This window comes from Methylomonas lenta, assembly GCF_001644015.1.
GTDB lineage: Bacteria > Pseudomonadota > Gammaproteobacteria > Methylococcales > Methylomonadaceae > Methylomonas > Methylomonas lenta.
In genome coordinates, this window is the sequence record NZ_LUUI01000102.1 from 86,336 (window position 1) to 111,343 (window position 25,008).

The window sequence follows — 25,008 nt, forward strand, 5'->3', positions numbered from 1 at the left end:
TCCACGTGAAACGTTAAAGCTGTTTGATGTAACCTTGTTCCACGTGAAACACTTTATAATTATCTATAAGGCTTAAATCACCGAAGTTAGTTAACTCGGTGCTGGTCATAAATACCTGACAACCTGTTCCAGCGAGGTATTTTAACAATTTTGACCGGTTTTCTGTATCCAATTCGGCAGCAAGGTCATCAATCAAAATACAGCAGTTGTTTTGGGCCTGGTTATTCAACAAACTCACTTGTGATAGTAGCAAGGCTAGCACGAGTAATTTTTGTTGGCCGCGTGACAAAAAATCCTTAGCCAGTCTTGTATTGAGGTAGGTAAGAAAGTCAGCCCGATGCGGGCCACTATGGGTATAGCCATAGCGCAAATCTTTTTCAAAATCCGATCTTAAAATTTGTTCTAAGGGTTGCTTGTCATCCCAACCACAATTAAAGCGCATTTCAATCTGCGTGGTATCCAGAAATTGTCCCGCCATTTGTAAAAATTCAGGCTGTAGCAATTGGATATAGTCTTGCCGAAATTCGTTAACCAAAACTCCGTACTCAACTAATTCTTTATCCCAAGCAGAAAGCTGTTTGATCTGACGCGTTTTAAGCAAAGCATTACGTTGTTGCAGTGCCTTACTAAATTTGCGCCAGGCAGGTAAAAATTGGCGCTTGTGGTTAAAGATACCCCAGTCCAGAAATTCACGCCGATTTTGTGGACCGGCATCCAGCAATTGGTAGCTTTTGGGATGGATTAGTTGCACGGGCAAGGTATACGCCAAATCGGCTTTTTGCCGACTTTCTTGATCAATACGAATTTCGCATTGCTTGGCATCTACTTGAACCCCTAAACGGGTCTCTGAACCATTGGGCTGACGATGCTGTGCCGCAATGATCATTTGCGACTGATCGAAACAGATAGCTTGTTTGAGATGATTACTACGGAAAGAGCGGGCTCTGCCTAAAATAAAGATAGCTTCAAGCAATGCGCTTTTGCCGCTGGCATTGGCACCAATGATTAAATTGATGCCGGGTGACGGCTGAATACTTGCCGAATGAATGTTTCTGACCGAGAACACATCCAGTTTCAACAACGTCATAAATTGAGTCTATATGCGCATCGGCATAACAATAAATTTAAATAAAGGCTGCTCCGGCTCTTCAATAAAACAGGTGCTGGCATTACTGGCCAGAGTAATCACCGCCAATTCCGAATCCAGATTAGTCACAGCATCCAGCATGTATTGTGAGTTGAAAGAAATACTTAATGGCTGACCTTGAAAGTCGATAACCAGTTCTTCTTCAGCTTCGTCATGCTCCGGATTGTGAGTGCTTAGTTTGACTAAATCATTGGCAATATCCAGGGTTACTCCCTTGAATTTTTCATTGGTCAAAATAGCGACCCGAGTCAATGCATCTCTGAGTAATTGCTTTTGAATCAGAATAGGCGTCATAAAGGCTTGATTGAACACTTTGCCAAAATCCGGAAATTTGGCGTCTATCAATTTCGATGAGAACACCACATCCTTGTAGTAAATTTTGATGTGGTTACTGGAAAACTGGATATTCAATTCTGCATCAGCATCATCCAGCAAACGACTTAACTCTTGCACAGCCTTTCTTGGCAAAATAATGCGCGCTTCGTAACCGGTACTCTGGCCGATATCATCTTCAAATATCGATAATCGATGCCCGTCAGAAGCCACCAATTTCAATCGCGTATTACTGATTTGTAACATCAAACCGTTTAGGTAATAACGTACATCCTGGTTAGCCATACAAAATATGGTTTTATCGAGACCTTTCTTCAGCTTACCGGCATTTAGCAAAAACTGATAATCGAATTCTGATTCATTAAATTCTGGATAGTGCTCTGCGGGAAGCGTGCTCAAAGAAAACCGACTGCGTCCTGAGCTTAATTTAACCTTGTCATCATGTAATTCAAACTTGATTTCTGCCCCGGTCGGTAACAAGCGACAAATATCTAAAAACTTCCGCGCCGGTACGGTAATGTCTCCCGATTCTGCTTCGGTTTCAAGGTTGAGCTTGCAGACTATTTGAATCTCGGTATCGGAACCGGTTATCACCAGTTGGTTATCAGCTATCTGTAGCAGCACATTTGAAAGGATTAGCATGGTCTGCCGCTTTTCGATCACACTGACGATTTGCTGCAGCGGCGCTAATATTTGATCTCTATTAATAATAAATTTCATATAGATATTTTTATTTATTGTTATTACTAAGTGAACAAAAATCTGTTGAAAAGCTGATTTTAGGCATAAAAATCATTATCTTGGCCTGCTTTTATCTTGTTGTTTAACTTAATTTTAGTCTGTTAATGAATTGGGGATAACTCAACAAGGACAATTACAGCTCAGTTTATCCCCAACTTATCCGCACTTAATGCGATAGAGTTCTCAACAGGTTTTTATAATCTTCAGCGATTTTGACATCGTTATCTTTTAGTTCAGCAACCCGTTTGCAAGCATTGATAACAGTGGTGTGATCGCGACCACCGAAAGCATCGCCAATTTCAGGATAACTATGAGAGGTTAACTCTCGTGCTAGACACATGGCGATTTGCCGTGGACGCGTCAACGATTGTTTACGGCTTTTGGCAGATAAATCCGCCAAGCGAATTTTGAAATAGTCAGCTACCGTTTTCTGGATGTTATCGATGCTAACCAATTTGTCCTGCAGACTAATCAAATCATGCAAAGCTTCTTTGGTAAATTCCACAGTAATATCGCGACCAGTGAATTGCGAGTTGGCAACTACTCGACGTAATGCGCCTTCTAAATCTCTGACATTCGAGGGTATGCGCTGAGCAATAAAAAAAGCAACTTTTTGATCTAACTCAACACCGACTTGTTCAGCTTTCTTAATCAAAATAGCTGTGCGCGTTTCCAGATCCGGTGGCTCAATTGCGACAGGCAAGCCCCAGCTAAAACGTGACTTCAGGCGATCTTCCAGACCTTGAATTTCCTTTGGATATTTATCGCAGGTCAACACTACCTGATGCTTTTGATCCAGCAAATTATTGAAGGTATGGAAAAACTCTTCCTGAGAGCGCTCTTTGCCGGCCAAAAATTGAATATCGTCCATCAACAACACATCAATGTTGCGATAGTAGTCTTTAAAGTTGTTGATACTGTTTTGTTGCAGCGCTTTCACCATATCCTGCACAAACTTTTCCGAATGCAAATAGACAATGTTGGCATCAGGATTTTTTAGCAAAACCGCATTGCCGATGGCATGCATCAAATGAGTTTTCCCCAAACCGGAGTTGCCATAGATAAATAGTGGGTTATAGACCTTGCCAATGTTGTCGGATACCGTCATAGATGCGGCTTTAGCCAACTGGTTGGATTTGCCTTCGACAAAACTTTCAAAGGTAAAGGCTCTATTTAAAAAGTTGGGCTGGTTTTTTTTCTGCGTGGGCGCTTTCATCAAGGTAGGCGCTTTTATGGCTGGCGATTTTTTGCTGCCTATTTCAAAATGAACGGCTAAAGTAGCATTAGAAAATTCATTTACCGCATCTTCGATAATGGAAAAAAAGTGCTGCTTGATATGATCGATAATAAACCGGTTCGGCGCCAATAGTTTTAATTCGCTATCGGTTTCTAATGCTTGCAGTGGTCTTATCCAGGTACTGAAATCGGTTGTGGGGATTTCGTGTTCAAGCTTGGCCAGACAATTGTTCCAAATAGCGCTCATCGGCATTCAAAGATGGGGTTAGAAAGGCCGTTAATAATACCACAGCCCCCCTATTGGACGGTTTTTGGCTTGACTCTTGAGCAATATCAGAAAAAAATGGCAGCTGAGCTTAATTAAACCTTTACCTTTTGGAGCATAAGCAAAATCAAATGATTACAGGCAAACTTTATATCATCTCTGCTCCGTCCGGGGCTGGCAAAACCAGTCTGGTAAAAAAACTGCAAACAGAAATGGATCAACTGGTGGTTTCAGTTTCGCATACTACGCGTAACATGCGTAATGGAGAAAGCAACGGACGAGATTATTTTTTCGTTTCGGTCGATACATTCCAAACCATGCTCGAAGATCAGGCGTTTCTGGAATATGCTCAAGTATTCGATAATTTTTATGGCACAGCACAAAAAACCGTAGCAGATAATTTGGCGCAAGGTTTGGATGTAATTTTAGAAATCGACTGGCAAGGTGCGCAACAAATCAGAAAGCTGCTACCTGACAGTCTATCCATTTTTATCTTGCCACCTTCGATTGAAGTGTTAAAACAACGTTTACAAAATCGCGGACAAGATAGTGATGACATTATCGCTCGGCGTATGCGGGATGCCGTTACGGAAATGGGTCATTATCCAGAATTCGATTATCTGATTGTGAATGATGATTTTGATCTGGCTTTTAATCAATTAAAAAGTGTCATCACAGCCAATCGTTTATTACAGATCACACAACAACAGCGATTAGCTCCATTACTGCAAAACCTACTCAACTAAAACTATAACATTCTAACTATTATGAAAATAAAACCTATTTTATTTGTGCTATTGACTAGCATGAGTGTCACACTTTTAACAGCTTGTTCCGACGATAAACCAGTTGTAGCTAAAACGCCAACCACAGCTACCAAACCTGTACATAACCCTTTTGATCATACCCATGATGAAATAGTTACTGACGTGGTTAAACATGAATTTGAGCATGAGTTTTCAGATCAGTGCGTGGCACGCGAACTCAAAAGCTCGAACAATCCGGATGTCGACAAACCACGCCTTGATAAAGATTGCATGTGTATTGCCAAACATATGATGAAAGACCTATCAAGCGAAGAAGCCAAAAAATTCCTGAAAGAGCACGAAAATACCCACTCGCTACAAATCAAATTTGATGCTGCAGCCTATTTTTGTGTGCAAAACAAACAGCAACCTAAAGGCCCACATATTTTCGGCAAAAAATAAGCTTCATCAATTTAGCCAAGGGTACGGAGAGTGTCTCTTCGTGCCCTTTATTTTTTCTATCTACTCACATTCTTTATCATGACCCAAGCTAGCGATTTATTCTCTCAAGCCAAAAAATTTATTCCCGGTGGCGTCAATTCACCCGTCCGTTCCTTTAGTGGTGTAGGCGGTACCCCTGTGTATTTTGATCATGCCCAAGGCGCTTATGTGTTCGACAGCGAAAATAAACGCTATGTCGATTATGTGGGTTCTTGGGGGCCGATGATTCTGGGCCATGCTCATGCAGAGGTGATCGAAAGCGTTAAACAAACCGCCGAAAAAGGTCTTAGCTTTGGTGCGCCGACCGAAATCGAAACCCGTATGGCAGAGAAAGTCTGCCAATTGCTACCCTCCATTGAGATGGTACGCATGGTTAGTTCCGGTACCGAAGCCACGATGAGTGCCTTACGTTTGGCACGCGGTTTTACCGGTCGCGACAAAATCGTCAAGTTTGAAGGTTGTTACCATGGTCATTCAGATTCATTACTGGTGAAAGCCGGCTCAGGTGCTTTGACTTTTGGAGTACCCAGTTCGCCGGGTGTACCTGCATCAGTGGCGGCTGATACCATTACCTTGACCTATAACGACAGTGATAATGTACGCAAAACCTTTGCCGAATTGGGTGACAAAATCGCCTGCATCATCGTCGAGCCGGTAGCGGGCAATATGAACTGCATTCCACCGGAAGCCGGATTTTTGGAAACCTTACGTGAAGTCTGTGACCAATATGGCAGCGTATTGATTTTTGACGAAGTGATGACAGGGTTTCGAGTTAGTTTGCAGAGTGCCCAAGGTTTATACATGGTTAAGCCGGATTTAACCACCTTGGGCAAAATCATCGGTGGCGGCATGCCGGTGGGTGCTTTTGGTGGTAGTCGGAAAATCATGCAACATCTAGCGCCACTGGGTCCTGTCTATCAAGCCGGTACTTTATCCGGTAATCCGGTGGCAATGGCTGCTGGCTTGAAAACCCTGGAATTAATCGGGGCGCCGGATTTTTATGACCATCTCAGCAACAAAACCAGCCAGTTAGTCAATGGCTTGCAACAAGCGGCCGATCAAGCCGGCATTGGCTTTACCACTAATCAAGTCGGCGGCATGTTTGGTTTATTTTTCAGCGAAGAAAAACACATCACCCGCTTTGCGCAAGTCATGCAATGCAATCAGGATCGCTTTAAACGCTTTTTTCATGGCATGCTGGATCAAGGTGTTTACTTGGCACCCTCAGCATTTGAAGCCGGTTTTGTTTCAGCTGCACACACCGACGATGATATTCAATTCACTATCGATGCTGCCGCAGCGGTTTTTAAAACCCTGTGATGGATCAATGGCTTTGGCCGCTAGCGACATTGCTAGCGGCAGTATTGGGTTTTGTTTTAAGTGCTTGGCCAGCGGGCAACCGTCGTCGGGCACAAAACGAATTAATCGAAAATCAGCAGGCACAACTGCAACAACAAAACATTAAGCTGGCGGTTACCGAGGAACGGCTGGTTTTATTGCAGCAAAAAGAAGTTGAGCTACAAAGTTTGCGACAACAACTGTTACAACTAAAAACCGAAAATGCCGATCTCAACGCCCGCCAACAAGAACAACACAAAAGCAACGCCGAAAAAATCCGTTTATTGCAAGATGCGGAAAATCAACTCAAAGCACAATTTGAAAATTTGGCTCACCGCATTTTTGAGGAACGCGGCAAGCAGTTTGTCGAACACAATAAAACCAGTATCGAAAGTTTGGTAGCTCCTTTAAAGTTGCAATTGGGTGAATTCAAAAATCGTGTCGAAAACGTATATGACAACGAAACTAAAGATCGCATTTCCTTACGTGAAGAAATAGTCTCTCTACGTCGCGATACGCAAAAAATGAATCAAGAAGCCTTAAATCTAACCCGTGCGTTAAAAGGTGATCATAAAACCCAAGGTAACTGGGGAGAGATGATTCTGGAAAAAGTGTTAGAGCAATCGGGTTTACGCAAAGGCATTGAGTATGAAACGCAGGCTAACTTGCGCGATCAAGATAACCGGATGTTCAAACCCGATGTCATCATCCGCTTGCCTGATAATAAAGATGTGATTATCGATTCAAAAGTTTCCTTAGTGGCTTACGAACGTTATTGTTCAGCCGAAGAAGATCATCAACGTATTGAGGCTTTGAAACAACACACCGAAGCCGTGCGTAACCATATCAAAAGTCTTAGCAGTAAAGACTATTCCAGCCTGAAAGGTTTGCGTTCGTTGGACTTTGTATTGTTATTCATGCCTATAGAAGCTGCATTTATGGCGGCATTTCAAGCGGATGAAAAATTATTCAGTGATGCTTTCGAGCATAAAATCGTGGTTGTTACCCCAACCACGCTGTTGGCTACATTGCGTACCATTCAGAATATCTGGCGATATGAACAACAAAATGAAAATGCCCGCTTGATTGCTGATAAAGCCGGCACTTTATATGACAAAATTCGTGGTTTTGCAGAAGATATCGAAAAGCTCGGTAATCAACTAAGCACTGTGCATAAAACCTACGATGGCATCGTCAACAAGCTCAGTACAGGCAGTGGAAATTTATTGCGTCAGGCCAGTTCTTTTGAAGAATTGGGGGTAAAAGTCAAAAAGAAATTGCCGAAAAGCTTGACCGAACAAATGCAGATGGATAATGAACCTGAATAAATGAAATTGGCAATCGGTTTAGCATAGAGCTTTTATAAACCAGCAATTTCAACTAATAATAACAATATATAGATATTTAAAATCTATTATTACTACTAGCACGAGCTTGTGTTGTGGAAAACCTATTTTTTGTTATAAGAATCATGGTTTTGGTTTAATTATAAGCCTGTGTTCTTCTAGGATTAAGACTTGTTATGCCATTGTGGATAACCTACAGGCTATTTTTATCATTATTTTATCCACAGATTTAACAGACTCTTGTGCACAAGCTTTCAACAGCTGTGGACTAAATTCCTAATAATTTTGCCAACTTTAATCGAAAACCAACAGGAGCCTGTTATGCACGATATCCATGCAGACATTTTTACTCAGCTTCATATCGACGTAACTCGCAATTCTACGGACGACTTTAATTTGTTCCATGACAGTAAAAATTGGAAAAAAATCAAGGACAATCCCTTTCAGGGACCTATAACACTGGGTTTTCAGCTGGAGTCACTCATTGAAGGCAAAATGGCTAACTTTCGCCGCCAGGCGGATGAACAGGCATTGATTGAAGAGCATGGCTTAAATTTCAGTAATTATCAGTTCTCGTTTGCTAACGCCATTAAGGCTGATCAGTTTGTCGAGGTCGAGGTAAAAGCTTCGCAATTCAAAAATCAGTCTGAGCCGGTACTGAGTAATCGGATCATGGTAAAAAGCAATGCTAAGTTAGCTTTAATGGGGTACAAAAAAGAAAGCAGTCAGCCGCTTTATCTAGCTGAGGCAAATTTTTCTGATTTAGGGGATTTACGATTACACGCCGATCGTAGTTTTTTGACTAGTGGTCATTTTTTAAAACGAAAATTCATGACCACTAGTAATGCCAAAAATTTCCTCTGCGGTTCCCTGCGCGATCAAACTGAATTTTTTGATGAACTGCAGGACAAAGTCGGATTTCCGGAAATGTTTCCGTGTGCGTTACTTTCCAGTGCTTTACTAGAAAAAGCCTTAAAGAGTCACCATGATTTCGAGAATAACCCAATGGTGTATACCTCACATAAAATAAGTGTCGATAGACAACAACTTACGCAATTAAAGAGTAATGATGCACTGCATATTTTGATCAAACCTGCTGAAGACAGTGCAGAGCATGATTTTGGCGAACAGTTTTCGACTGCCTTGGATTATGAATGTTATGGCTTGGTCAATGACAATGCTTGTTTATTTAGGGCTTTGATTTCACTGGCACCTTTGGAATTGATTATAAAGTCTCTGGGATAGTCGTCCTGATTTAATCCATTTGGATAAGCCTTTAAAGGAATTTGAATGAAGATATTTTTGTTGATAATAAGTGGCTTGTTTTTGTTTGGATGTGAACAAACCCAGCCGCCACAGTTACCACCAAGACCAGCTTTAGTGGTGACTGTGGGTGAAAAAACCACAGCATCGCCGACTATTTTGATTGGGGAAATACGTTCACGTTATGAAACAGCGCAAGGCTTCCGTATCAGCGGCAAGATTATCAAACGTTACGTCGATGTTGGTGCTGTGGTTAAAAAAGGTCAGATTTTAGCCAAACTGGATAATCAGGATACCGGCTTGACGGCAAAAGCAGCTCAAGCACAAGTTCAATCAGCACAAGCTGATTTGGTATTGGCACGTGCAGAACTTGATCGATTGCAACAGCTTTACCAGCGAAAATTCATATCAAAGCAGGCTATTGATATTCAAGAGGCTAAACTTAAATCTGCGATTGCTTTGGTCAAACAAACCCAAGCCCAGGCCTCTGTATCGGATAACCAATTTGCGTACACAGATTTACGGGCTGAAAGAGAGGGCGTGGTAACCGAAATTCACGCCGAACCCGGTCAAGTGGTTGCCGCAGGCGAGACTGTTGTGCGTATTGCTAAACCGGAAGATAGAGAAGTGTCGATTGCTGTGCCGGAGTCGCGTATGCAAGGCATTGAAATCAATCTGCCAGCCGAGGTGCGATTATGGGCTGAACCGACTCGGTTATATCAAGGCAAGGTACGCGAAGTAGCGCCTGCTGCCGATAGTGTTACCCGCACTTTTCAAATCAGGGTTGCCTTACCAGATGCGGATAATAATGTGCGTTTGGGGATGACGGCCGGTGTGCGTTTTTACAATAAAGACAGTCAAGAACTGCTCTTACCGTTACCGGCAGTAACCCAGTATGCAGGAGAAACCGTAGTTTGGGTGGTCAATCCGGAAAACGGTCAAGTAGAATCCAGAGCGGTGCAAACCGGTATGTTTAGGGAAGATGGCATTATCATTACTCACGGTTTGCAAACAGGTGAACAGGTAGTAGTAGCCGGTGTACATACTTTGGTGCCAGGACAGGTGGTGCGTCCGGTGCAAGCGCAGATAAATCCATGAGACGCTTCAATTTATCAGAATGGTCGTTGAAGCATCCTGCGCTGGTGTTGTATGCCATGTTGATGTTGACTTTGGTGGGTATGATGTCCTACACGCATTTAGGGCAGTCGGAGGATCCGCCGTTTACCTTTAAAGTGATGGTTATTCGAACCGGATGGCCAGGTGCCAGTGCTACGGAGGTGGAGCAACAGGTTACAGACAAGCTGGAAAAAAAACTCCAGGAAGTGCCCTGGCTGGATAATTTACGCAGCTATTCCCGTCCTGGCGAATCGCTGATTTTTTTGTTAGCCAAAGATTCTGCGCCGCCTGAGGAAATCGACAATATTTGGTATCAAGCCCGTAAAAAAATTTCGGATATTCGTTCGACCTTACCTGATGGTGTCGAAGGGCCTGCTTTCAACGACGAGTTTGGCGATGTGTATGGCAATCTTTATGCGCTGACCGGCAATGGTTACGATTATGCCGAATTAAAGCGTCAGGCCGAAGTGGTTAGAGCAGAATTGTTGCAGATTAAAGATGTAGCCAAAGTCGACTTTTTCGGCGAACAGAAGCAACGCATTTATATTGATTTATCCAATGCCAAACTGGCCACTTTAGGCATAGATACCGCTACCTTGCTGGGTACCTTACAACTGCAGAATTTGGTGACCAGCAGTGGTAATTTCGATTCCGAGCAGGAACGGGTTCGGATTGCCATCAGCGGACGTTACGATCAGTTACAGGAATTACGGGATACTCGGTTGCGCGCCAACGGTCATGAATTCCGCTTAGGTGATGTGGCCAGTATTAGCCGGGGTTACGAGGATCCTGCAAAAGAAAAGGTCCGATATAACGGACGGGAAGCCATGCTGATTGGCGTGTCCATGCAAGAGGGCGGCGATGTAATCAAACTCGGAACTCATCTCGATAATACCATTCAACGGATACAAGCCCAATTACCGGTCGGCTTGGAATTAAACACGGTATCTTCGCAACCCAAAGCTGTACAGCACTCTATTAATGAGTTTATAAGATCGCTCAGCGAAGCGGTGATCATCGTTTTGGCGGTCAGTTTGTTGTCTTTGGGTTTGCGCACCGGCATCGTGGTGGCGATTACTATTCCGGTAGTGTTGGCAATCACCTTTTGGTTGATGCACTTATTTGATGTAGGTTTGCACAAGATCTCGCTAGGTGCATTGATTCTGGCTTTAGGCTTGCTGGTGGATGACGCCATTATTGCTGTAGAAATGATGGCGTCTAAAATGGAACAGGGGTGGGAGCGCACCCGTGCAGCAGCCTTTGCATATACCTCAACTGCCATGCCGATGCTGAGTGGTACTTTAGTCACAGCTGCAGGTTTTTTGCCCATTGCCACGGCTAACTCCACTACCGGCGAATATACCCGCTCCATCTTTCAAGTGGTGGTGATTGCCCTACTGGTGTCCTGGTTGGCTGCGGTGATTTTTGTACCTTATCTGGGCTACCGCATATTGCCGGATTTTACCGGTAAGAAACAGCAATCTCCTCGAATCGTAGTTTGGTTAAAAAAATGGCTGCCACAAACAGACAGTGTTGATCAGGAAAACCGGCAGCACGAGACTTATCAGTCACCTTTTTATCGTTATTTTCGACGATTAGTAAGTATCTGCGTCAATCAGCGTTGGTGGGTGATTGGTATTACCTTGTGTTTATTTATCGGATCCATGGCTGGATTTTCCCTGGTACAGCAACAATTTTTCCCCGACTCAACGCGTCCGGAATTAATCGTGGATTTACGCCTGGCTGAAGGTGTGTCCTATGCCGCCAGCGAAACCGAAGTCAAAAAACTGGAGGCCTGGCTTGATCAGCAAACCGGTATCGAAAATTATGTTGCTTATATCGGTACCGGTAGCCCACGGTTTTATCTGCCGCTGGACCAGCAATTACCACAGCGTAATTTTGCCCAGTTCGTTATTTTGACTGACGGTGCAAAAGATAGGGAGCGTTTACGTAAGCAATTGATTCAATTGTTCGAGCAAGATTTCCCCAGTTTGCGTGCCAGTGTATTGCGTTTGGAAAATGGCCCTCCGGTCGGCTTTCCAGTGCAATTTCGGGTTTCCGGACCGGATATCGCCACGCTTAAAGCCTTGGCGCAGCAAGTTGCTCAAATCATGCGCGCAAATCCTTATCTATCCAATGTGCAACTGGATTGGGAAGAACCGGTAAAAGTGGTCAGAGTAGAGGTTGATCAATCCAAAGCCCGCTTGTTAGGGATCAGTTCGAATAATATTGCCAATTTAGTCAATGGAGCTTTAAAGGGTTTATATGTTACGGAGTTTAGAGAAGGTATAGAGCGTATTGATGTGTTGGTTCGCGGCGCAGAAACCGAGCGTCGACACTTGTCTCGCTTGCCCAATCTAATGATTCCAATTTCCGGCGGCCAAAGTGTGCCATTGTCACAAATTGCCAGCTTTGATTATGGTTTTGAAGAGGGTGTAATCTGGCGGCGTAACCGAATTCCTACGATCACAGTGCGTGGGCATTTATATGGCAACATGCAAGCACCAACAGTTTCAGATCAGGTTGAAGAAATACTGGCGGATTTTAAACGTAAACTGCCACTTGGCTATTGGCTGGAAACCGGCGGGGCGGTGGAAGAATCGGCCAAAGGCAGTGATTCTATTGCAGCGGGAATGCCGTTATTTATCTTGACGGTGTTGACGGTATTGATGATTCAATTACAAAGCTTTTCCCGAGTGGCGCTGGTAGTTTTAACCGCGCCTTTGGGCATGATAGGCGTCACGTTGTTTTTGTTGCTTTTTAATCAGCCATTTGGTTTTGTCGCCATGCTGGGCACCATTGCCTTGTCCGGTATGATTATGCGTAATTCGGTAATCTTGGTCGATCAAATCGATCAGGATAAACACGCCGGATTGAGCGATGTTGATGCCATCGTAGAATCCACCGTACGCCGATTTAGACCTATCGTACTGACTGCCGCTGCGTCCATCTTGGCCATGATTCCACTCACCCAAAGCGCATTTTTTGGTCCCATGGCGGTTGCGATTATGGGTGGATTAACGGTAGCCACATTATTAACCTTGCTGTTTTTACCTGCGTTGTATGCCGCCTGGTTTAGAGTGGGTCGCTGATGAAAAAGAAATGGTGATTATTTAAACTTGTTCCCAAGCAATATCTCGCATCAGAAAATCATCAATTGTTTGATTGTCGGTAAAGTTTGCGTATGCCAATGCGAGTTTGGCATACGCGCTTTCCAGCGAAGTATTCCAGATCATTTTTGTATTATGGGTAAGTAATTGCTGAGTTGTACTATATAGGGCATCGGTTTTGATGCTGGGTGCCAGAAACAGAGGAATATTGCGATGGTGACAATGTTCACTAAAAACAAGCAGACTATGCTGTTGGCCCCATTGCTCCGAGGTGCAGGCAGTACCGGAGTGATACAAATCGTGTAGTACTGCATCAATGTTATCCAAATTGAAGTGACTGTAATTCAATCCTGGATAGGGTTTTATCAATAGAATATTGGCAAATTGTTTTTTAAGCGGATAGCTTGGGGTCATTCTTGTTGGCAGTTCGTGTTGGTGGGTAAATTTGCCGTTTTCAAATAACAGATAAGGTTTGGATTGCACACTGATAAAATCACTGCTCAGCGGCAGGCAGCTACTGATGCGAGTAGCAATGTGTAAATGCATGGGGTGACCTGGATTTTGATAGGGTACAAATACACCCGCTGCCTGCTTTTGCCGGATGTAATCCACCGCACAGATAAAATTTTTCAAACCATTGGCATTTGGGTTTTCCAATGGCATATTGCTGGAAACCAGCAATATGGGGATTTTGATTTGATTGAAATAAATCCCTAAAGCTGCAGCGCTAAAGGCGAGCGTGTCAGTGCCGTGCGTGATGATGACACCGTCAACATTATCTAAAACTTCAGCTTCTATCGTAGCAATGACCTGTTGCCAAAATTGCGGATGCAAGTTCTCACTAAGAATTTGTTCCGTTTGGATGGTTTTAAAGCTAAGCTGATTTTGATTGGGGTAATGTTGTTGAAATAACTGGATCAGTTTAAAGCCAGCATTTTGATGGGTATCGATCGTGCCATTTTGGAGTTGCGAGCCAATAGTGCCGCCGGTAAAAACCAACAATATGTTTTTCATAAAATAGTAAGATGCGCAGCCATAATCTTAGAAGCTGTGCATCTTAAAACATTACACATGAAAATTTCACTGATCGTGGCGATGGCCAGTAATCGTGCTATCGGCTTAAATGGTCAAATGCCCTGGCATTTATCGGCTGATTTAAAACGTTTCAAACAAATTACGCTGGGTTCGCCGATTTTAATGGGTCGTAAAACCTTTGAAGCCATCGGCCGGCCCCTGCCCGGACGTGAGAATTTAATCATCAGCAGAAATGCGGATTATCAACAAGCTGGCTGTCGGGTATTTACTGATATCGGGTGCGCGCTGGATTATGCTAAAAACAGTGCTGAATTATTTGTGATCGGTGGTGCGACTCTGTATGAAGCATTGCTTCCGGAAGCAGATTATTTATATCTGACTCAAATTGATAAGCCATTTACCGGCGATACCTTTTTCCCCCAGATCGTGGATGCTGGTTGGCAGCAGCTCAGTCGGGAAGATGTGGCAGATGATGCGAGTGTTGATTTTACCTATAGCTTTATAAAACTGGCCCGGCAAGGCGATCTTAAAGGATAGTAAAAACCCGGGTAGCGGCTTACAATTAGCTGTTGTCATAAAACTGTCATATTTGCTTCATACTATTGTCACGCTCACAGGGCAGTATAGATTCTGGTTTTAAACATTGATTGAGAAATAATATGAAAAAAACATTTCAGCTGAAATCACTTATTTTAGGCTTTGGCTTTGCTTCTACAGCATTTTTGGCAGGCGGAGCAGAAGCTGCACCCACTACTGTTGATCCATCGTTACCAGATTATGTGCCTGCTAGCGGCGTATCCGGTAATATTTCCAGTGTCGGTTCGGATACACTGGCAAACCTAATGACGTTATGGGCTGAAGAGTTTGGCAAGCAATATCCTAACGTAAACATTCAAATTCAAGCGGCTGGATCATCAACTGCGCCACCGGCTTTGACCGAAGGTACTTCTAACCTGGGTCCTATGAGCCGTAAAATGAAAGATAACGAAATCGACGAGTTCGAAGGTAAATATGGCTACAAACCGACTGCAATTCCAGTCGCAATTGATGCTTTGGCGGTATTTGTTAATAAAGACAACCCAGTCAAAGGTTTAAGCATTCCGCAAGTAGATGCCATTATGTCTTCTACTCGCAAATGCGGTTATGCAACCGACATCAGCACTTGGGGTGAAGCTGGCTTAACAGGTGGCTGGGTAGCTAAACCTATTCAATTGTATGGTCGTAATTCGGTTTCCGGTACCTATGGTTTCTTTAAAGACGAAGCACTTTGTAAAGGTGATTACAAAAGCAATGTTAACGAGCAACCAGGTTCTGCTTCTGTCGTGCAAGCGGTGACTACTTCTAATAACGGTATTGGTTATTCAGGTATCGGTTACACCACTTCCGGTGTAAAAGCGATTCCATTGTCAGCAAAAGAAGGCGCGGCTTTTGTTGAGCCAACGCCAGAGAATGCTACTTCCGGTGCTTATCCGCTGTCTCGCTTCTTGTATGTCTATGTCAATAAAAAACCTAACGAGCCTTTAGCGCCTCTAGAAAAAGAGTTCATTAAAATGGTGTTATCAAAAACCGGTCAGCAAGTCGTTGTTAAAGACGGCTATATTCCACTGCCTGCTAAAGCAGTGGAAAAAGCGTTGACTTTAATTCAGTAATTATCATTTAAGGATGAGTGATTTAGGGAAATATTTGGCATGGAAGCCTTACGGAATACTTTAAAAAATCAATATCTTAGTAAAGGATTTTGATTTTAAACCCGATAAAAGCCGATAAATTACCTTAGTGGTTTATCGGCTTTTTTATAACTGAGTCTTGTAAAATGTTACAAGGACACTCTGCTTACTTTGACCGTTTAGTTTATGCCTGAAAATCAATCATCCTCTTCCAAATCGACGTTGCTACAACTGTCATCGAGCGATGCGTACCAACGCTGGCGGCTTTTGAAAGATAAAATCGTTGCACATGCGGTCGTATTTGGCGGCCTCAGTATTATTCTTGCAATTGTTTTGATCTTTTTTTATCTACTTTACGTGGTTTTTCCCTTGCTACTACCGGCGCATGCCGAAGCTGTCAACCAATATAGTGCGCCCGAGCAGGCGTTGGGCAAGACAGTGTTTTTGTCTATGGAAGAACAAAACGAAGTTGGGGTGCGTTTTACTGATCAGGCTAAGGTCATATTTTTTAATGTTGCCGATGGCGCAACCATTCGCATTGATCCGCTGCCAATTCCGGAAGGCGTTCAAATTACCAGCTATGCCCATGGTGGTGTTGATAAAGGTGTGATTGCTTATGGCTTATCTGATGGACGTGCCTTGGTTGTTAAACACGCCTACAAATTGTCGTATCCGAATGACAAACGCGTCATTACGCCATCAATCCAATATCCGTTAGGCCAAGAGCCGGTAGTGGTGGATAACTTGGGTCAGCCCTTAATTAAACTGGCAGTAAAGTTGGGGGATAAAAGCAATACCCTGTTTGCGAAAACGGCAGATAATCGTTTGGTGTTGACTAACCTAAGCAAAAAAGAATCCCTGTTTGATGATGAAGTCAGCTGGGAGCGTATCGATTCTGACATTGATTTACCCAGCGAAAACATCGAATTTGTATTGATGGATAAAGAGCAGCGCAACCTTTATCTGGCCTCTCGTAGTGGTGAACTAAGTGTTATCGATATTACCGATAAAAGTAAACCGACTGCTGCCTATAAACTGAATGTCACCAGTCAAGGGATACAAATTACCAGTATGGAATTTCTGAATGGGGATATTTCAGTATTGATTGGTGATAGCACAGGCTTGCTTTCGCAATGGACTATCGTACGCGATAAGCAAAATCATTACAGTGTGCAGAAATTACGCTCATTTAAGGTTTCTGATTCGCCGCTGGTCACTATCAACCCGGAGCAACGTCGAAAGGGGATGTTAGTGGCTGATACACAAGGTGTGATAGGTATTTACAATTCAACTTCAGAGCGTGAGGCTATCAAGGAAAAGGCTTTTAATGGCAAACCAATAGCGGTTACTTTGTCGCCACGCGCCAATGCCATGTTGTTGGAAACAGAGGACGCTAAAATTCATTTCTGGACAGTTGAAAACGAGCATCCGGAAGTGTCCTGGTCCTCTTTGTGGGAAAAAGTCTGGTACGAGAGTTATCCGGAACCGGACTACATCTGGCAGTCTTCTGCCGCTAGCAACGATTTCGAACCTAAAATGAGTTTGACCCCGTTAGTGTTCGGTACCTTGAAAGCAGCTTTTTACTCCATGTTGGTGGCTATTCCATTAGCACTGTTCGGGGCAATTTATACGGGTTATTTCATGGCAACCGGCATGCGTCAGTATGTTAAACCAGGCATCGAAATCATGGGTGCATTACCCACGGTGATTTTGGGGTTCTTGGCGGGTTTGTGGTTGGCGCCGTTTGTGGAGAAAAATCTGACCGGCATCTTTGCCATGTTATTCGTCGTGCCGGTAGTTGTGATGCTGTTTGCCTATTGCTGGCAGTTTATGCCGAAAACTATTCGCAATAAATTGCCGGAAGGTTGGGATGCCATCTTGCTGTTACCCGTTATCGTTTTAAGCTGCTGGCTGGCGTTTGTAATAAGTCCGGGTATTGATGCGTTGTTCTTTAATGGCGATTTACGCATCTGGATGCTAAAGGAGTTAGATATCGGCTACGATCAACGTAATACTTTGGTGGTTGGTTTAGCCATGGGCTTTGCCGTCATTCCGATGGTATTCTCGATTGCCGAAGATGCCATTTTCAGTGTACCTAAACACTTAACTACCGGTTCTTTGGCGTTGGGTGCTACACCTTGGCAGACTTTGGCCAAGGTTGTGATACTCACTGCTAGCCCTGGCATTTTCTCGGCTGTGATGATCGGACTTGGGCGTGCTGTTGGCGAAACCATGATCGTATTGATGGCAACCGGTAATACCCCTGTGATGGATTTAAGTATCTTCCAGGGTTTACGCACCCTATCTGCCAATATCGCCGTCGAAATGCCGGAAGCAGAAGTTAATAGCACACACTATCGGGTATTGTTTTTAGCGGCTTTGGTGCTGTTTATGTTTACCTTCGTCGTCAATTCGGTTGCTGAATTGATTCGTCAGAATCTAAGACAAAAATATAGTTCGTTATGATAAAAGCATGGTTTAAAAGCGGTTTACCGTGGATATGGATGACTGCCGGTGCAGTGAGTATCAACTTGTTGCTGGTGTTGGGATTATTGATGTTGATTGCTGTGCGCGGCCTAGGACATTTTTGGCCGGCGGATGTTGTGGAATATCATTATAAGGATAGGCAAGGCCAAAGCTCAGTTATCATAGGTGAGGAAGTCGATGAGTCCTTGTTGCATAAAGCGCAAGCCATTTCGGCGGGGCTGGAGGTTTTGAATGGTGCTGACTATTTACAACAATACCTGATTAAAACCGGTAATCGTGACATCCTGGGCACGGATTTTCGTTGGATACAGGATCAATACATTCAAGACAAAACTACCCCGGAGGATTTGATTGCCGTTGAACGACGAGAATGGGGTAATTTTTACGGACGACTACTGGCAGTTAAACAGAATGGTCAAGTGATTGCCGAGGGCGCAAAAGCGTGGCCGGTAGCGCAGGAACAGATAGAAAAAAACTTGCAGTTGTTCGATGAAATCGACCATCTGCAAAAAAAGGAAATGGGGTCGATTAATTACAATCTAGAGCGTTTACGTTTGAAACAACGGGCGTTGGAGCTGAAAAACGAGTGGGATGACAGCAAGAAACAGGCGTTTGCCAAGCAGAAATTGGCCTATGAAGAGGAATACAAAGTCATTCAAGCAGAGTTGCTTAAACTGAATATTGCTAATAAATGCTGCAGTATCGTGGTTTCAGAAGCTGGCGGCCGTGAAATTAGCATTCCTTTGAACAGGGTCATCAAGCTGACTAGACCCAACGCAATGAGTGCGCTGGATAAATCTATCGAATACATTAAAAACGTTATTGCCTTTATCAGCGACGATCCACGCGAAGCCAATACTGAAGGTGGTATTTTTCCGGCCATATTTGGCACCGTATTAATGGTTATGCTGATGGCGGTTCTGGTAACGCCTCTGGGTGTAATTGCCGCAGTTTATCTGCGTGAGTATGCCAAACAGGGCTTTATTACCCGACTGATTCGGATAGCGGTCAACAATTTAGCCGGGGTGCCGTCTATTGTTTACGGGGTATTCGGTTTAGGGTTTTTTGTTTATATCCTGGGTGGCAATATAGACCGTTTATTTTTTCCTGAAGCAGCACCTGCGCCGGTTTTCGGCACACCGGGTTTGCTATGGGCTTCGCTGACCTTGGCTTTATTGACGTTACCTGTGGTGATTGTGGCGACTGAAGAAGGTTTATCGCGTATTCCCAAATCGATTCGAGAAGGCAGTTTGGCATTGGGGGCAACCAAAGCAGAAACGTTATGGCGTACTGTGTTGCCTATGGCTAGCCCGGCTATCATGACCGGTTTGATTTTAGCCGTTGCGCGTGCAGCGGGCGAGGTGGCGCCATTAATGTTGGTGGGTGTGGTCAAGCTGGCTCCAACCTTGCCGTTGGATGGAAACTTTCCCTATTTGCATTTGGACAGAAAATTTATGCATTTAGGGTTTCATATTTATGATGTAGGCTTCCAAAGCCCTAATGTCGAGGCAGCACGGCCTTTGGTGTACGCGACGTCCTTGTTATTAGTGGTTGTGATTATTGGCTTGAATATGTTTGCTATCACGATACGAAATAACCTCCGAGAAAAATACCGCGCATTAGAAAATTAACGTTGTTCGTCAACAAGACACGTTTGGAAAATTAAAATGACCACAGAAGCAATAAAAACTCACGCTATTGATATTAGTGCGCTAAATCGAGGCAGTAAAACGACTAACGATAAATTTGACCCTTGCATTACGGTACAGAATCTAAATTTATTTTACGGCAGCAAACAGGCATTACATGGCGTAAATATGGAAATGCCGCGGAAAAAAGTCACCGCGTATATTGGCCCCAGTGGTTGCGGCAAATCGACTTTATTGCGTTGTATCAACCGTATGAACGATCTGGTCGATGGCGTCACCATCCAGGGTAAACTATTACTGGATGGCGAAGATATATACGATAAAAATGTTAATGTCGCAGCCTTGCGGCGGCGGGTGGGTATGGTATTTCAAAAACCCAATCCGTTTCCGAAGAGTATTTATGAAAACGTAGCTTACGGCCTACGAATTCAGGGGGTCAATGATAGACGTGTGCTGGATGAAATCGTGGAAAAATCTCTGCGTGGAGCGGCATTGTGGGATGAGGCAAAAGATCGATTAAACGATAACGCTTTGGGTTTATCGGGTGGTCAGCAACAGCGTTTGGTGATTGCCAGAGCCATTGCCATAGAACCAGAAGTGATTTTGTTGGATGAACCGGCCTCTGCCCTGGATCCGATCTCTACTTTGAAAATCGAAGAACTGATCGATGAACTCAAGGAAAAATATACTATCGTCATTGTTACGCATAACATGCAGCAGGCGGCGCGAGTTTCTGATTTTACGGCATTTATGTACATGGGTGAATTGATTGAATTTGGTGAGACCAGTGAGCTGTTCACCAACCCTGCAAAAAAACAAACTGAAGATTACATTACCGGACGTTACGGTTAGGAGAAAAGCTATGGATAACATGATTATCAAACAACACATATCCCGGCAATTCAACAATGAGATGGAACAAATCCGTAACAAGGTGCTGGCGATGGGCGGCTTGGTTGAAGAGCAGGTCGAATTAGCCACTAAAGCGTTTATGTCTTCTGACGCCGAGAGTGCGGAAAAAGTCATAGAGCAAGATCAATTGATCAATGCACTGGAAAAAGATATCGATCATGAATGCACTGAAATCATGGCCAAGCGTCAACCGGCCGCATTTGATTTAAGGATGTTGATCGCTACCCTGAAGATAATTACTGATCTGGAACGTATCGGCGATGAAGCTACGCGTATCGCCAAAATGGCTATGCGCCTCGAGGGTGGGGAGTTTTATCAGGATAAATATTTCGAAATCGAGCATTTGCTGGATATGGTTAAAGAAATGCTGAATGGTGCGCTGGATTCTTATGCCCGTACCGATACTGAAGAACTCGTCGCCATTACCGCGCAAGATAGCAAAGTTGATCGTGAATATGGCAGCATTACTCGACAACTGATTACGCAGATGATGGAAGACCCGCGTAATATCACGCGTGCTTTAGACGTGCTGTGGACTGCTCGTGCCTTAGAGCGTATTGGTGATCATGCCTGTAATGTCTGTGAACATGTGATTTACATGGTTAAAGGTAAAGATGTACGTCATCTTTCGCACGAAGAGTTGACCAGAACCGTCAATGAAACGAGCAAAATCGGGCGTTGAGCTTAAAAGCCGACATTTAAGTCATATAGACTATCAGTGCCGGCTATTTTCATACCTAAGTAACAAAGCAGGATTTAGCAAAATTAGGCTGAATGTAAATAACTTCCTCTTATTGCTTTTGGAAGATTTGATTTTTGATTAACGTTGAGTTGTGAAGACTCAGTCTGTGGCGTATTTTCGACCACATTGGATGTAACCTTATCTGCCGGCAAAAAAAAGTACAGTGCGGCAAAAGCCGCTAACGTCAAAACAGTATTGAAAGATTTAATTTTCATCATTGGCCCACCGTGTTTATTATTTTTGATGTATTTTGACTTTATTACCTGTTCACCAATATTGGGTAAACAGGTAGTCAATTAATACAAAGATTAAAGCGATTAGCGTGCCAATTAATTCTACTATTTAGACCATAATTAAAAAATCCTACCACTCAATGAGTGAAATGGTTAGTAAGATACTGTTATTAAATGTTATTTTTTCATGTAATTTATTTTTTATCAGTGCTCAATGGAACTTAAAAAGAGTCATTTCAAATTTAATCAGGACTAATTTCTATAGCAAAAGCCCTGACATTTTTGCTTTCAACTGACAAATATGTCAGTTCTGCCAGCGCCAAATCCGGTGATGGAATTTCACCGGACCCAGATTTATAGATCAAGCAAACGCTTTTTTGAAAAACTCCGGCATGGCCAGACTGGCTTTATGGATATCGTTATTGTAATAAACGGTATCAAACCCTTTATTAGCAGCATCCGCTTCGCGGAATTTGGATAAATCTTGTTTGCTGGCCATGGTGGCGCTCCACCAGCCGGATGGATAAATACATTGTGGGAAAAATACGGTTTGCAGATGGGTAAAACCGCCGGCCTGCATTTCGTCGCGCATTTCTTTTAAGATTTTCATATGCAGTAAAGCGGATTCGCTTTGCTGCACCACGATACCGTTTTCGCTCAAGGCGTTGAAGCAATCTTTGTAAAAATCGGCACAGAACAAACCTTCCGCCGGGCCAACCGGATCAGTGCTGTCGACAATGATAATGTCGACGCTGTTAGGTGCCGCATCTTTCACCCATTTAATGCCGTCGATAAATTTCAAATCGGCACGCGGGTCGTTGTTGGACTCGCACAATTCAGGAAAATAAATTTCCGCCAATCGGGTAACTCGTTCGTCGATATCGATCTGCACGGCTTGCTCGACACCCGGATGTTTTAAGACTTCCCGCAAAGTACCGCAATCACCGCCGCCGATGATCCAGACTCTCTTTGGATTGGGATGTGTGAATAACACAGGATGACTCATCATCTCGTGATAGAAAAAATTATCCCGGGTAGACACCATGGTGCAGCCGTCGATCACCATCAAATTGCCGAATTGTTCGGTTTCGTAAATTTCCAGAAACTGAAACTCGGATTGCTCTTCGTGCAGCTTGCGGGTGATTTTTAATGAAAAAGCGGTACCGGAGGAAGTTTGCGCTTCACTGAACCATTGTGCGTCGAGCATGATGAAAGTCCTAAAAAGTCATATAAGCTTCATCATTATACTTTAGAATTTGTCACACTTTATGACAGTCCTTTTAGGAGCGTGCGTGCAGACACAACCATGGTCGATTGAACAATCCAAGCAGCTTTATGCCATCCAGCAATGGGGCAACGGTTATTTTTCCATTAACGCGCAGGGACATGTCTGTGTCAAACCGCAAACCGATTGCGCCACCGAGATCGATTTATACGAGATTGCCCTGGCTTTACAAGCCAAAGGCCTTAATTTTCCGGTACTGGTGCGTTTTACCGATATTTTGGGCGACCGTATCCGCAAGCTGCAACAGGCTTTCGACCTGGCTCGCCAAACGCATGCTTACAGCGGCCATTACACACCGGTGTATCCGATTAAAGTCAATCAGCAGGGCAATGTGGTGGAAAGCATTGTTTCTGCAGATCACATTGGTTTGGAAGCCGGTAGCAAACCGGAGCTATTAGCGATACTGGGCCTGGCTAAATCCGGCGGCACCATAGTTTGTAATGGCTATAAAGACAGACTCTATATACGCATGGCACTGATGGGGCAGTTGATGGGCTTGTCGGTGTTTATTGTGATCGAAAAACCCTCCGAGCTTGAATTGATCATTGAAGAAGCGGCTAAATTAAAGGTACGCCCTCTGATTGGTTTGCGCGTGCGTTTATCGACTATCAGCGCCGGCAAATGGCAAAACAGCGGCGGCGAAAAATCCAAATTTGGTTTGCATGCCAGCGAGGTGCTGCAGTTGATCGCGCGTTTGCAGGAAAAATCCATGCTGGATTGTTTGCAACTGATGCACTTTCATATGGGTTCGCAGATCGCCAATATCCACGATATAAAATTAGCCCTGAAAGAAGCCGGCCAGTTTTATCTGCAACTGCATCAACTCGGCGCTAATATCACCACCGTCGATGCCGGCGGCGGATTGGGAGTGGACTATGACGGCAGCGGCTCCCGGCGCGAATGTTCAATTAATTACAGCATGACCGAATACGCAGAAAATATCGTGCGCAGTTTTGCTGAAATCAGTCGGGAGCATAATCTGCCACACCCCAACATCATCACCGAATCCGGCCGGGCCATTACCGCCCACCACGCGGTGTTGATTACCAATGTTACGGAAGTGGAAAGCCTGCAGGCGGCCGATAATTTACCGCCGCCCATGCTTAATAACATCAGCGAGTCCTACCATAATGCCCAATTCGACATGGCGGAAGCGCGCGCCCGCTTTGTGCAAGGCGATTTAGCCTTAACTGAACTGGCTGAAGCGGAAAAAAACTACGTTAGTTTGTGCCAACATATTCAACACAAACTCAATCTAAATAATCATCAGCATCGGGAAATTTTGCAGGAGCTGGATGAAAAATTGGCGGATAAAGTATTTTGCAATTTCTCGCTATTCCAGTCCATGCCGGATATCTGGGGTATTGAGCAAATTTTTCCGATTATGCCTATCCATCAACTGGAGCAGCAACCAACCCGCCGCGCAGTGCTGCAGGATTTAACCTGCGATTCAGATGGCCGGATTGATCACTATGTCGATCATCAAAACATCAGCAACACTCTGCCGCTGCATCAGATCAACGAAGATGCCAGTTATTTAATCGGTTTTTTCATGGTGGGAGCTTATCAGGAGATTTTAGGCGATATGCATAACCTGTTTGGCGACACCCATTCCATTAATATTGAATTAGATGACAATGGCTACCGATTTGGCGAGTTCATGGCCGGCGAGAACGTCAGTGAATTGCTGGATTATGTGCACATCAATACCAATACCTTAAAAGCCGCCTATCGGCAAAAGCTGGATAACACTTTGCTCAGCGACACAGAAAAAAAGGCTTTCGAGCAAGAGTTGTTGGCTGGATTGGATTCCTATACTTATCTGGAAAAATAAATATAAGGCGAAAGGCGAAAGG

Annotated in this window: 20 protein-coding genes; 14 read left to right on the top strand and 6 right to left on the bottom strand. The window is 43.9% G+C overall.

All coding sequences use genetic code 11. The features are described 5' to 3' along the window. Nucleotides 1-13: 13 nt before the first annotated feature. The 3 genes from recF to dnaA form a co-directional block, all read right to left on the bottom strand. Nucleotides 14-1,087: a DNA replication/repair protein RecF gene (gene recF / locus A1359_RS11075; protein ID WP_066982408.1), complete on the bottom strand. Its 1,074-nt coding sequence runs from the start codon at nucleotides 1,085-1,087 to the stop codon at nucleotides 14-16. A 9-nt stretch (nucleotides 1,088-1,096) separates the two neighbouring features. Then, the gene (gene dnaN / locus A1359_RS11080) at nucleotides 1,097-2,200 is read right to left on the bottom strand and encodes a DNA polymerase III subunit beta (RefSeq protein ID WP_066982411.1); all 1,104 of its coding nucleotides are present in this window, start codon (nucleotides 2,198-2,200) and stop codon (nucleotides 1,097-1,099) included. A gap of 187 nt (nucleotides 2,201-2,387) precedes the next feature. After that, nucleotides 2,388-3,704: a chromosomal replication initiator protein DnaA gene (gene dnaA / locus A1359_RS11085; RefSeq protein WP_066982413.1), complete on the bottom strand. Its 1,317-nt coding sequence runs from the start codon at nucleotides 3,702-3,704 to the stop codon at nucleotides 2,388-2,390. Between the two features lie 149 nt (nucleotides 3,705-3,853). On the opposite strand from dnaA, the gene gmk reads away from it, so the two are divergent. The 7 genes from gmk to A1359_RS11120 all read left to right on the top strand — a co-directional run bounded on the left by gmk (nucleotide 3,854) and on the right by A1359_RS11120 (nucleotide 13,124). Continuing rightward, on the top strand, nucleotides 3,854-4,468 hold the full coding sequence (gene gmk, locus A1359_RS11090; protein ID WP_066982415.1) for a guanylate kinase: 615 nt from the start codon (nucleotides 3,854-3,856) through the stop codon (nucleotides 4,466-4,468). Between the two features lie 21 nt (nucleotides 4,469-4,489). Beyond that, nucleotides 4,490-4,930 carry a hypothetical protein gene (locus A1359_RS11095; RefSeq protein WP_066982418.1) on the top strand — a complete coding sequence of 147 codons (441 nt, stop codon included), beginning with the start codon at nucleotides 4,490-4,492 and terminating at the stop codon, nucleotides 4,928-4,930. A gap of 78 nt (nucleotides 4,931-5,008) precedes the next feature. Further along, the gene (gene hemL, locus A1359_RS11100) at nucleotides 5,009-6,289 is read left to right on the top strand and encodes a glutamate-1-semialdehyde 2,1-aminomutase (RefSeq protein WP_066982421.1); all 1,281 of its coding nucleotides are present in this window, start codon (nucleotides 5,009-5,011) and stop codon (nucleotides 6,287-6,289) included. Beyond that, nucleotides 6,289-7,635, top strand: coding sequence for a DNA recombination protein RmuC (locus A1359_RS11105; RefSeq protein WP_066982424.1), 1,347 nt, complete (start codon nucleotides 6,289-6,291; stop codon nucleotides 7,633-7,635). Before hemL ends, A1359_RS11105 begins: the two co-directional genes overlap by 1 nt. A gap of 339 nt (nucleotides 7,636-7,974) precedes the next feature. Further along, complete coding sequence (locus A1359_RS11110; RefSeq protein ID WP_066982428.1) at nucleotides 7,975-8,898, top strand: hypothetical protein; 924 nt, start codon at nucleotides 7,975-7,977, stop codon at nucleotides 8,896-8,898. A gap of 45 nt (nucleotides 8,899-8,943) precedes the next feature. Beyond that, entirely contained in the window at nucleotides 8,944-10,014 is a 1,071-nt protein-coding gene (locus tag A1359_RS11115; protein WP_066982430.1) for an efflux RND transporter periplasmic adaptor subunit, read from the top strand. Further along, nucleotides 10,011-13,124, top strand: coding sequence for an efflux RND transporter permease subunit (locus A1359_RS11120; protein ID WP_066982433.1), 3,114 nt, complete (start codon nucleotides 10,011-10,013; stop codon nucleotides 13,122-13,124). The genes A1359_RS11115 and A1359_RS11120 overlap by 4 nt, the downstream gene beginning before the upstream one ends. 21 nt (nucleotides 13,125-13,145) lie before the next feature. On the opposite strand, the gene A1359_RS11125 is transcribed toward A1359_RS11120, so the two are convergent. Then, entirely contained in the window at nucleotides 13,146-14,156 is a 1,011-nt protein-coding gene (locus tag A1359_RS11125; protein WP_066982437.1) for an asparaginase domain-containing protein, read from the bottom strand. Nucleotides 14,157-14,213: 57 nt separating this feature from the next. Between A1359_RS11125 and A1359_RS11130 the strand changes: the two genes are divergently transcribed. From A1359_RS11130 to phoU, 6 genes are all read left to right on the top strand, one after another. Beyond that, nucleotides 14,214-14,714, top strand: a complete 501-nt coding sequence (locus A1359_RS11130) for a dihydrofolate reductase (protein WP_066982473.1) — start codon at nucleotides 14,214-14,216, stop codon at nucleotides 14,712-14,714. A gap of 122 nt (nucleotides 14,715-14,836) precedes the next feature. Then, nucleotides 14,837-15,826, top strand: a complete 990-nt coding sequence (locus tag A1359_RS11135) for a PstS family phosphate ABC transporter substrate-binding protein (RefSeq protein ID WP_157200534.1) — start codon at nucleotides 14,837-14,839, stop codon at nucleotides 15,824-15,826. Between the two features lie 204 nt (nucleotides 15,827-16,030). Continuing rightward, nucleotides 16,031-18,310, top strand: a complete 2,280-nt coding sequence (locus A1359_RS11140) for an ABC transporter permease subunit (protein WP_066982440.1) — start codon at nucleotides 16,031-16,033, stop codon at nucleotides 18,308-18,310. Continuing rightward, nucleotides 18,307-19,962, top strand: a complete 1,656-nt coding sequence (gene pstA / locus A1359_RS11145) for a phosphate ABC transporter permease PstA (RefSeq protein ID WP_066982443.1) — start codon at nucleotides 18,307-18,309, stop codon at nucleotides 19,960-19,962. Before A1359_RS11140 ends, pstA begins: the two co-directional genes overlap by 4 nt. Before the next feature lie 36 nt (nucleotides 19,963-19,998). Then, complete coding sequence (gene pstB, locus A1359_RS11150; RefSeq protein ID WP_066982447.1) at nucleotides 19,999-20,832, top strand: phosphate ABC transporter ATP-binding protein PstB; 834 nt, start codon at nucleotides 19,999-20,001, stop codon at nucleotides 20,830-20,832. 10 nt (nucleotides 20,833-20,842) lie between these two features. Continuing rightward, nucleotides 20,843-21,574 (top strand): phosphate signaling complex protein PhoU, encoded by a 732-nt coding sequence (gene phoU / locus A1359_RS11155; protein WP_066982450.1) that lies wholly within the window; start codon nucleotides 20,843-20,845, stop codon nucleotides 21,572-21,574. Between the two features lie 83 nt (nucleotides 21,575-21,657). Here the strand turns inward: phoU and A1359_RS22460 are convergent, their stop codons facing one another. Then, nucleotides 21,658-21,852, bottom strand: a complete 195-nt coding sequence (locus tag A1359_RS22460; RefSeq protein WP_232322187.1) for a hypothetical protein — start codon at nucleotides 21,850-21,852, stop codon at nucleotides 21,658-21,660. Between the two features lie 376 nt (nucleotides 21,853-22,228). Then, nucleotides 22,229-23,074, bottom strand: coding sequence for a polyamine aminopropyltransferase (gene speE / locus A1359_RS11160; protein ID WP_066982453.1), 846 nt, complete (start codon nucleotides 23,072-23,074; stop codon nucleotides 22,229-22,231). Between the two features lie 85 nt (nucleotides 23,075-23,159). On the opposite strand from speE, the gene speA reads away from it, so the two are divergent. After that, on the top strand, nucleotides 23,160-24,986 hold the full coding sequence (gene speA / locus A1359_RS11165) for a biosynthetic arginine decarboxylase (RefSeq protein ID WP_232322188.1): 1,827 nt from the start codon (nucleotides 23,160-23,162) through the stop codon (nucleotides 24,984-24,986). Nucleotides 24,987-25,008 lie beyond the last annotated feature (22 nt).

Bases quoted from the DNA above. Each gene is read 5' to 3' on its own strand.
- recF (WP_066982408.1), bottom strand. From the start codon at position 1,087: ATGACGTTGTTGAAACTGGATGTGTTCTCGGTCAGAAACATTCATTCG.
- dnaN (WP_066982411.1), bottom strand. From the start codon at position 2,200: ATGAAATTTATTATTAATAGAGATCAAATATTAGCGCCGCTGCAGCAA.
- dnaA (WP_066982413.1), bottom strand. From the start codon at position 3,704: ATGAGCGCTATTTGGAACAATTGTCTGGCCAAGCTTGAACACGAAATC.
- gmk (WP_066982415.1), top strand. From the start codon at position 3,854: ATGATTACAGGCAAACTTTATATCATCTCTGCTCCGTCCGGGGCTGGC.
- A1359_RS11095 (WP_066982418.1), top strand. From the start codon at position 4,490: ATGAAAATAAAACCTATTTTATTTGTGCTATTGACTAGCATGAGTGTC.
- hemL (WP_066982421.1), top strand. From the start codon at position 5,009: ATGACCCAAGCTAGCGATTTATTCTCTCAAGCCAAAAAATTTATTCCC.
- A1359_RS11105 (WP_066982424.1), top strand. From the start codon at position 6,289: ATGGATCAATGGCTTTGGCCGCTAGCGACATTGCTAGCGGCAGTATTG.
- A1359_RS11110 (WP_066982428.1), top strand. From the start codon at position 7,975: ATGCACGATATCCATGCAGACATTTTTACTCAGCTTCATATCGACGTA.
- A1359_RS11115 (WP_066982430.1), top strand. From the start codon at position 8,944: ATGAAGATATTTTTGTTGATAATAAGTGGCTTGTTTTTGTTTGGATGT.
- A1359_RS11120 (WP_066982433.1), top strand. From the start codon at position 10,011: ATGAGACGCTTCAATTTATCAGAATGGTCGTTGAAGCATCCTGCGCTG.
- A1359_RS11125 (WP_066982437.1), bottom strand. From the start codon at position 14,156: ATGAAAAACATATTGTTGGTTTTTACCGGCGGCACTATTGGCTCGCAA.
- A1359_RS11130 (WP_066982473.1), top strand. From the start codon at position 14,214: ATGAAAATTTCACTGATCGTGGCGATGGCCAGTAATCGTGCTATCGGC.
- A1359_RS11135 (WP_157200534.1), top strand. From the start codon at position 14,837: ATGAAAAAAACATTTCAGCTGAAATCACTTATTTTAGGCTTTGGCTTT.
- A1359_RS11140 (WP_066982440.1), top strand. From the start codon at position 16,031: ATGCCTGAAAATCAATCATCCTCTTCCAAATCGACGTTGCTACAACTG.
- pstA (WP_066982443.1), top strand. From the start codon at position 18,307: ATGATAAAAGCATGGTTTAAAAGCGGTTTACCGTGGATATGGATGACT.
- pstB (WP_066982447.1), top strand. From the start codon at position 19,999: ATGACCACAGAAGCAATAAAAACTCACGCTATTGATATTAGTGCGCTA.
- phoU (WP_066982450.1), top strand. From the start codon at position 20,843: ATGGATAACATGATTATCAAACAACACATATCCCGGCAATTCAACAAT.
- A1359_RS22460 (WP_232322187.1), bottom strand. From the start codon at position 21,852: ATGATGAAAATTAAATCTTTCAATACTGTTTTGACGTTAGCGGCTTTT.
- speE (WP_066982453.1), bottom strand. From the start codon at position 23,074: ATGCTCGACGCACAATGGTTCAGTGAAGCGCAAACTTCCTCCGGTACC.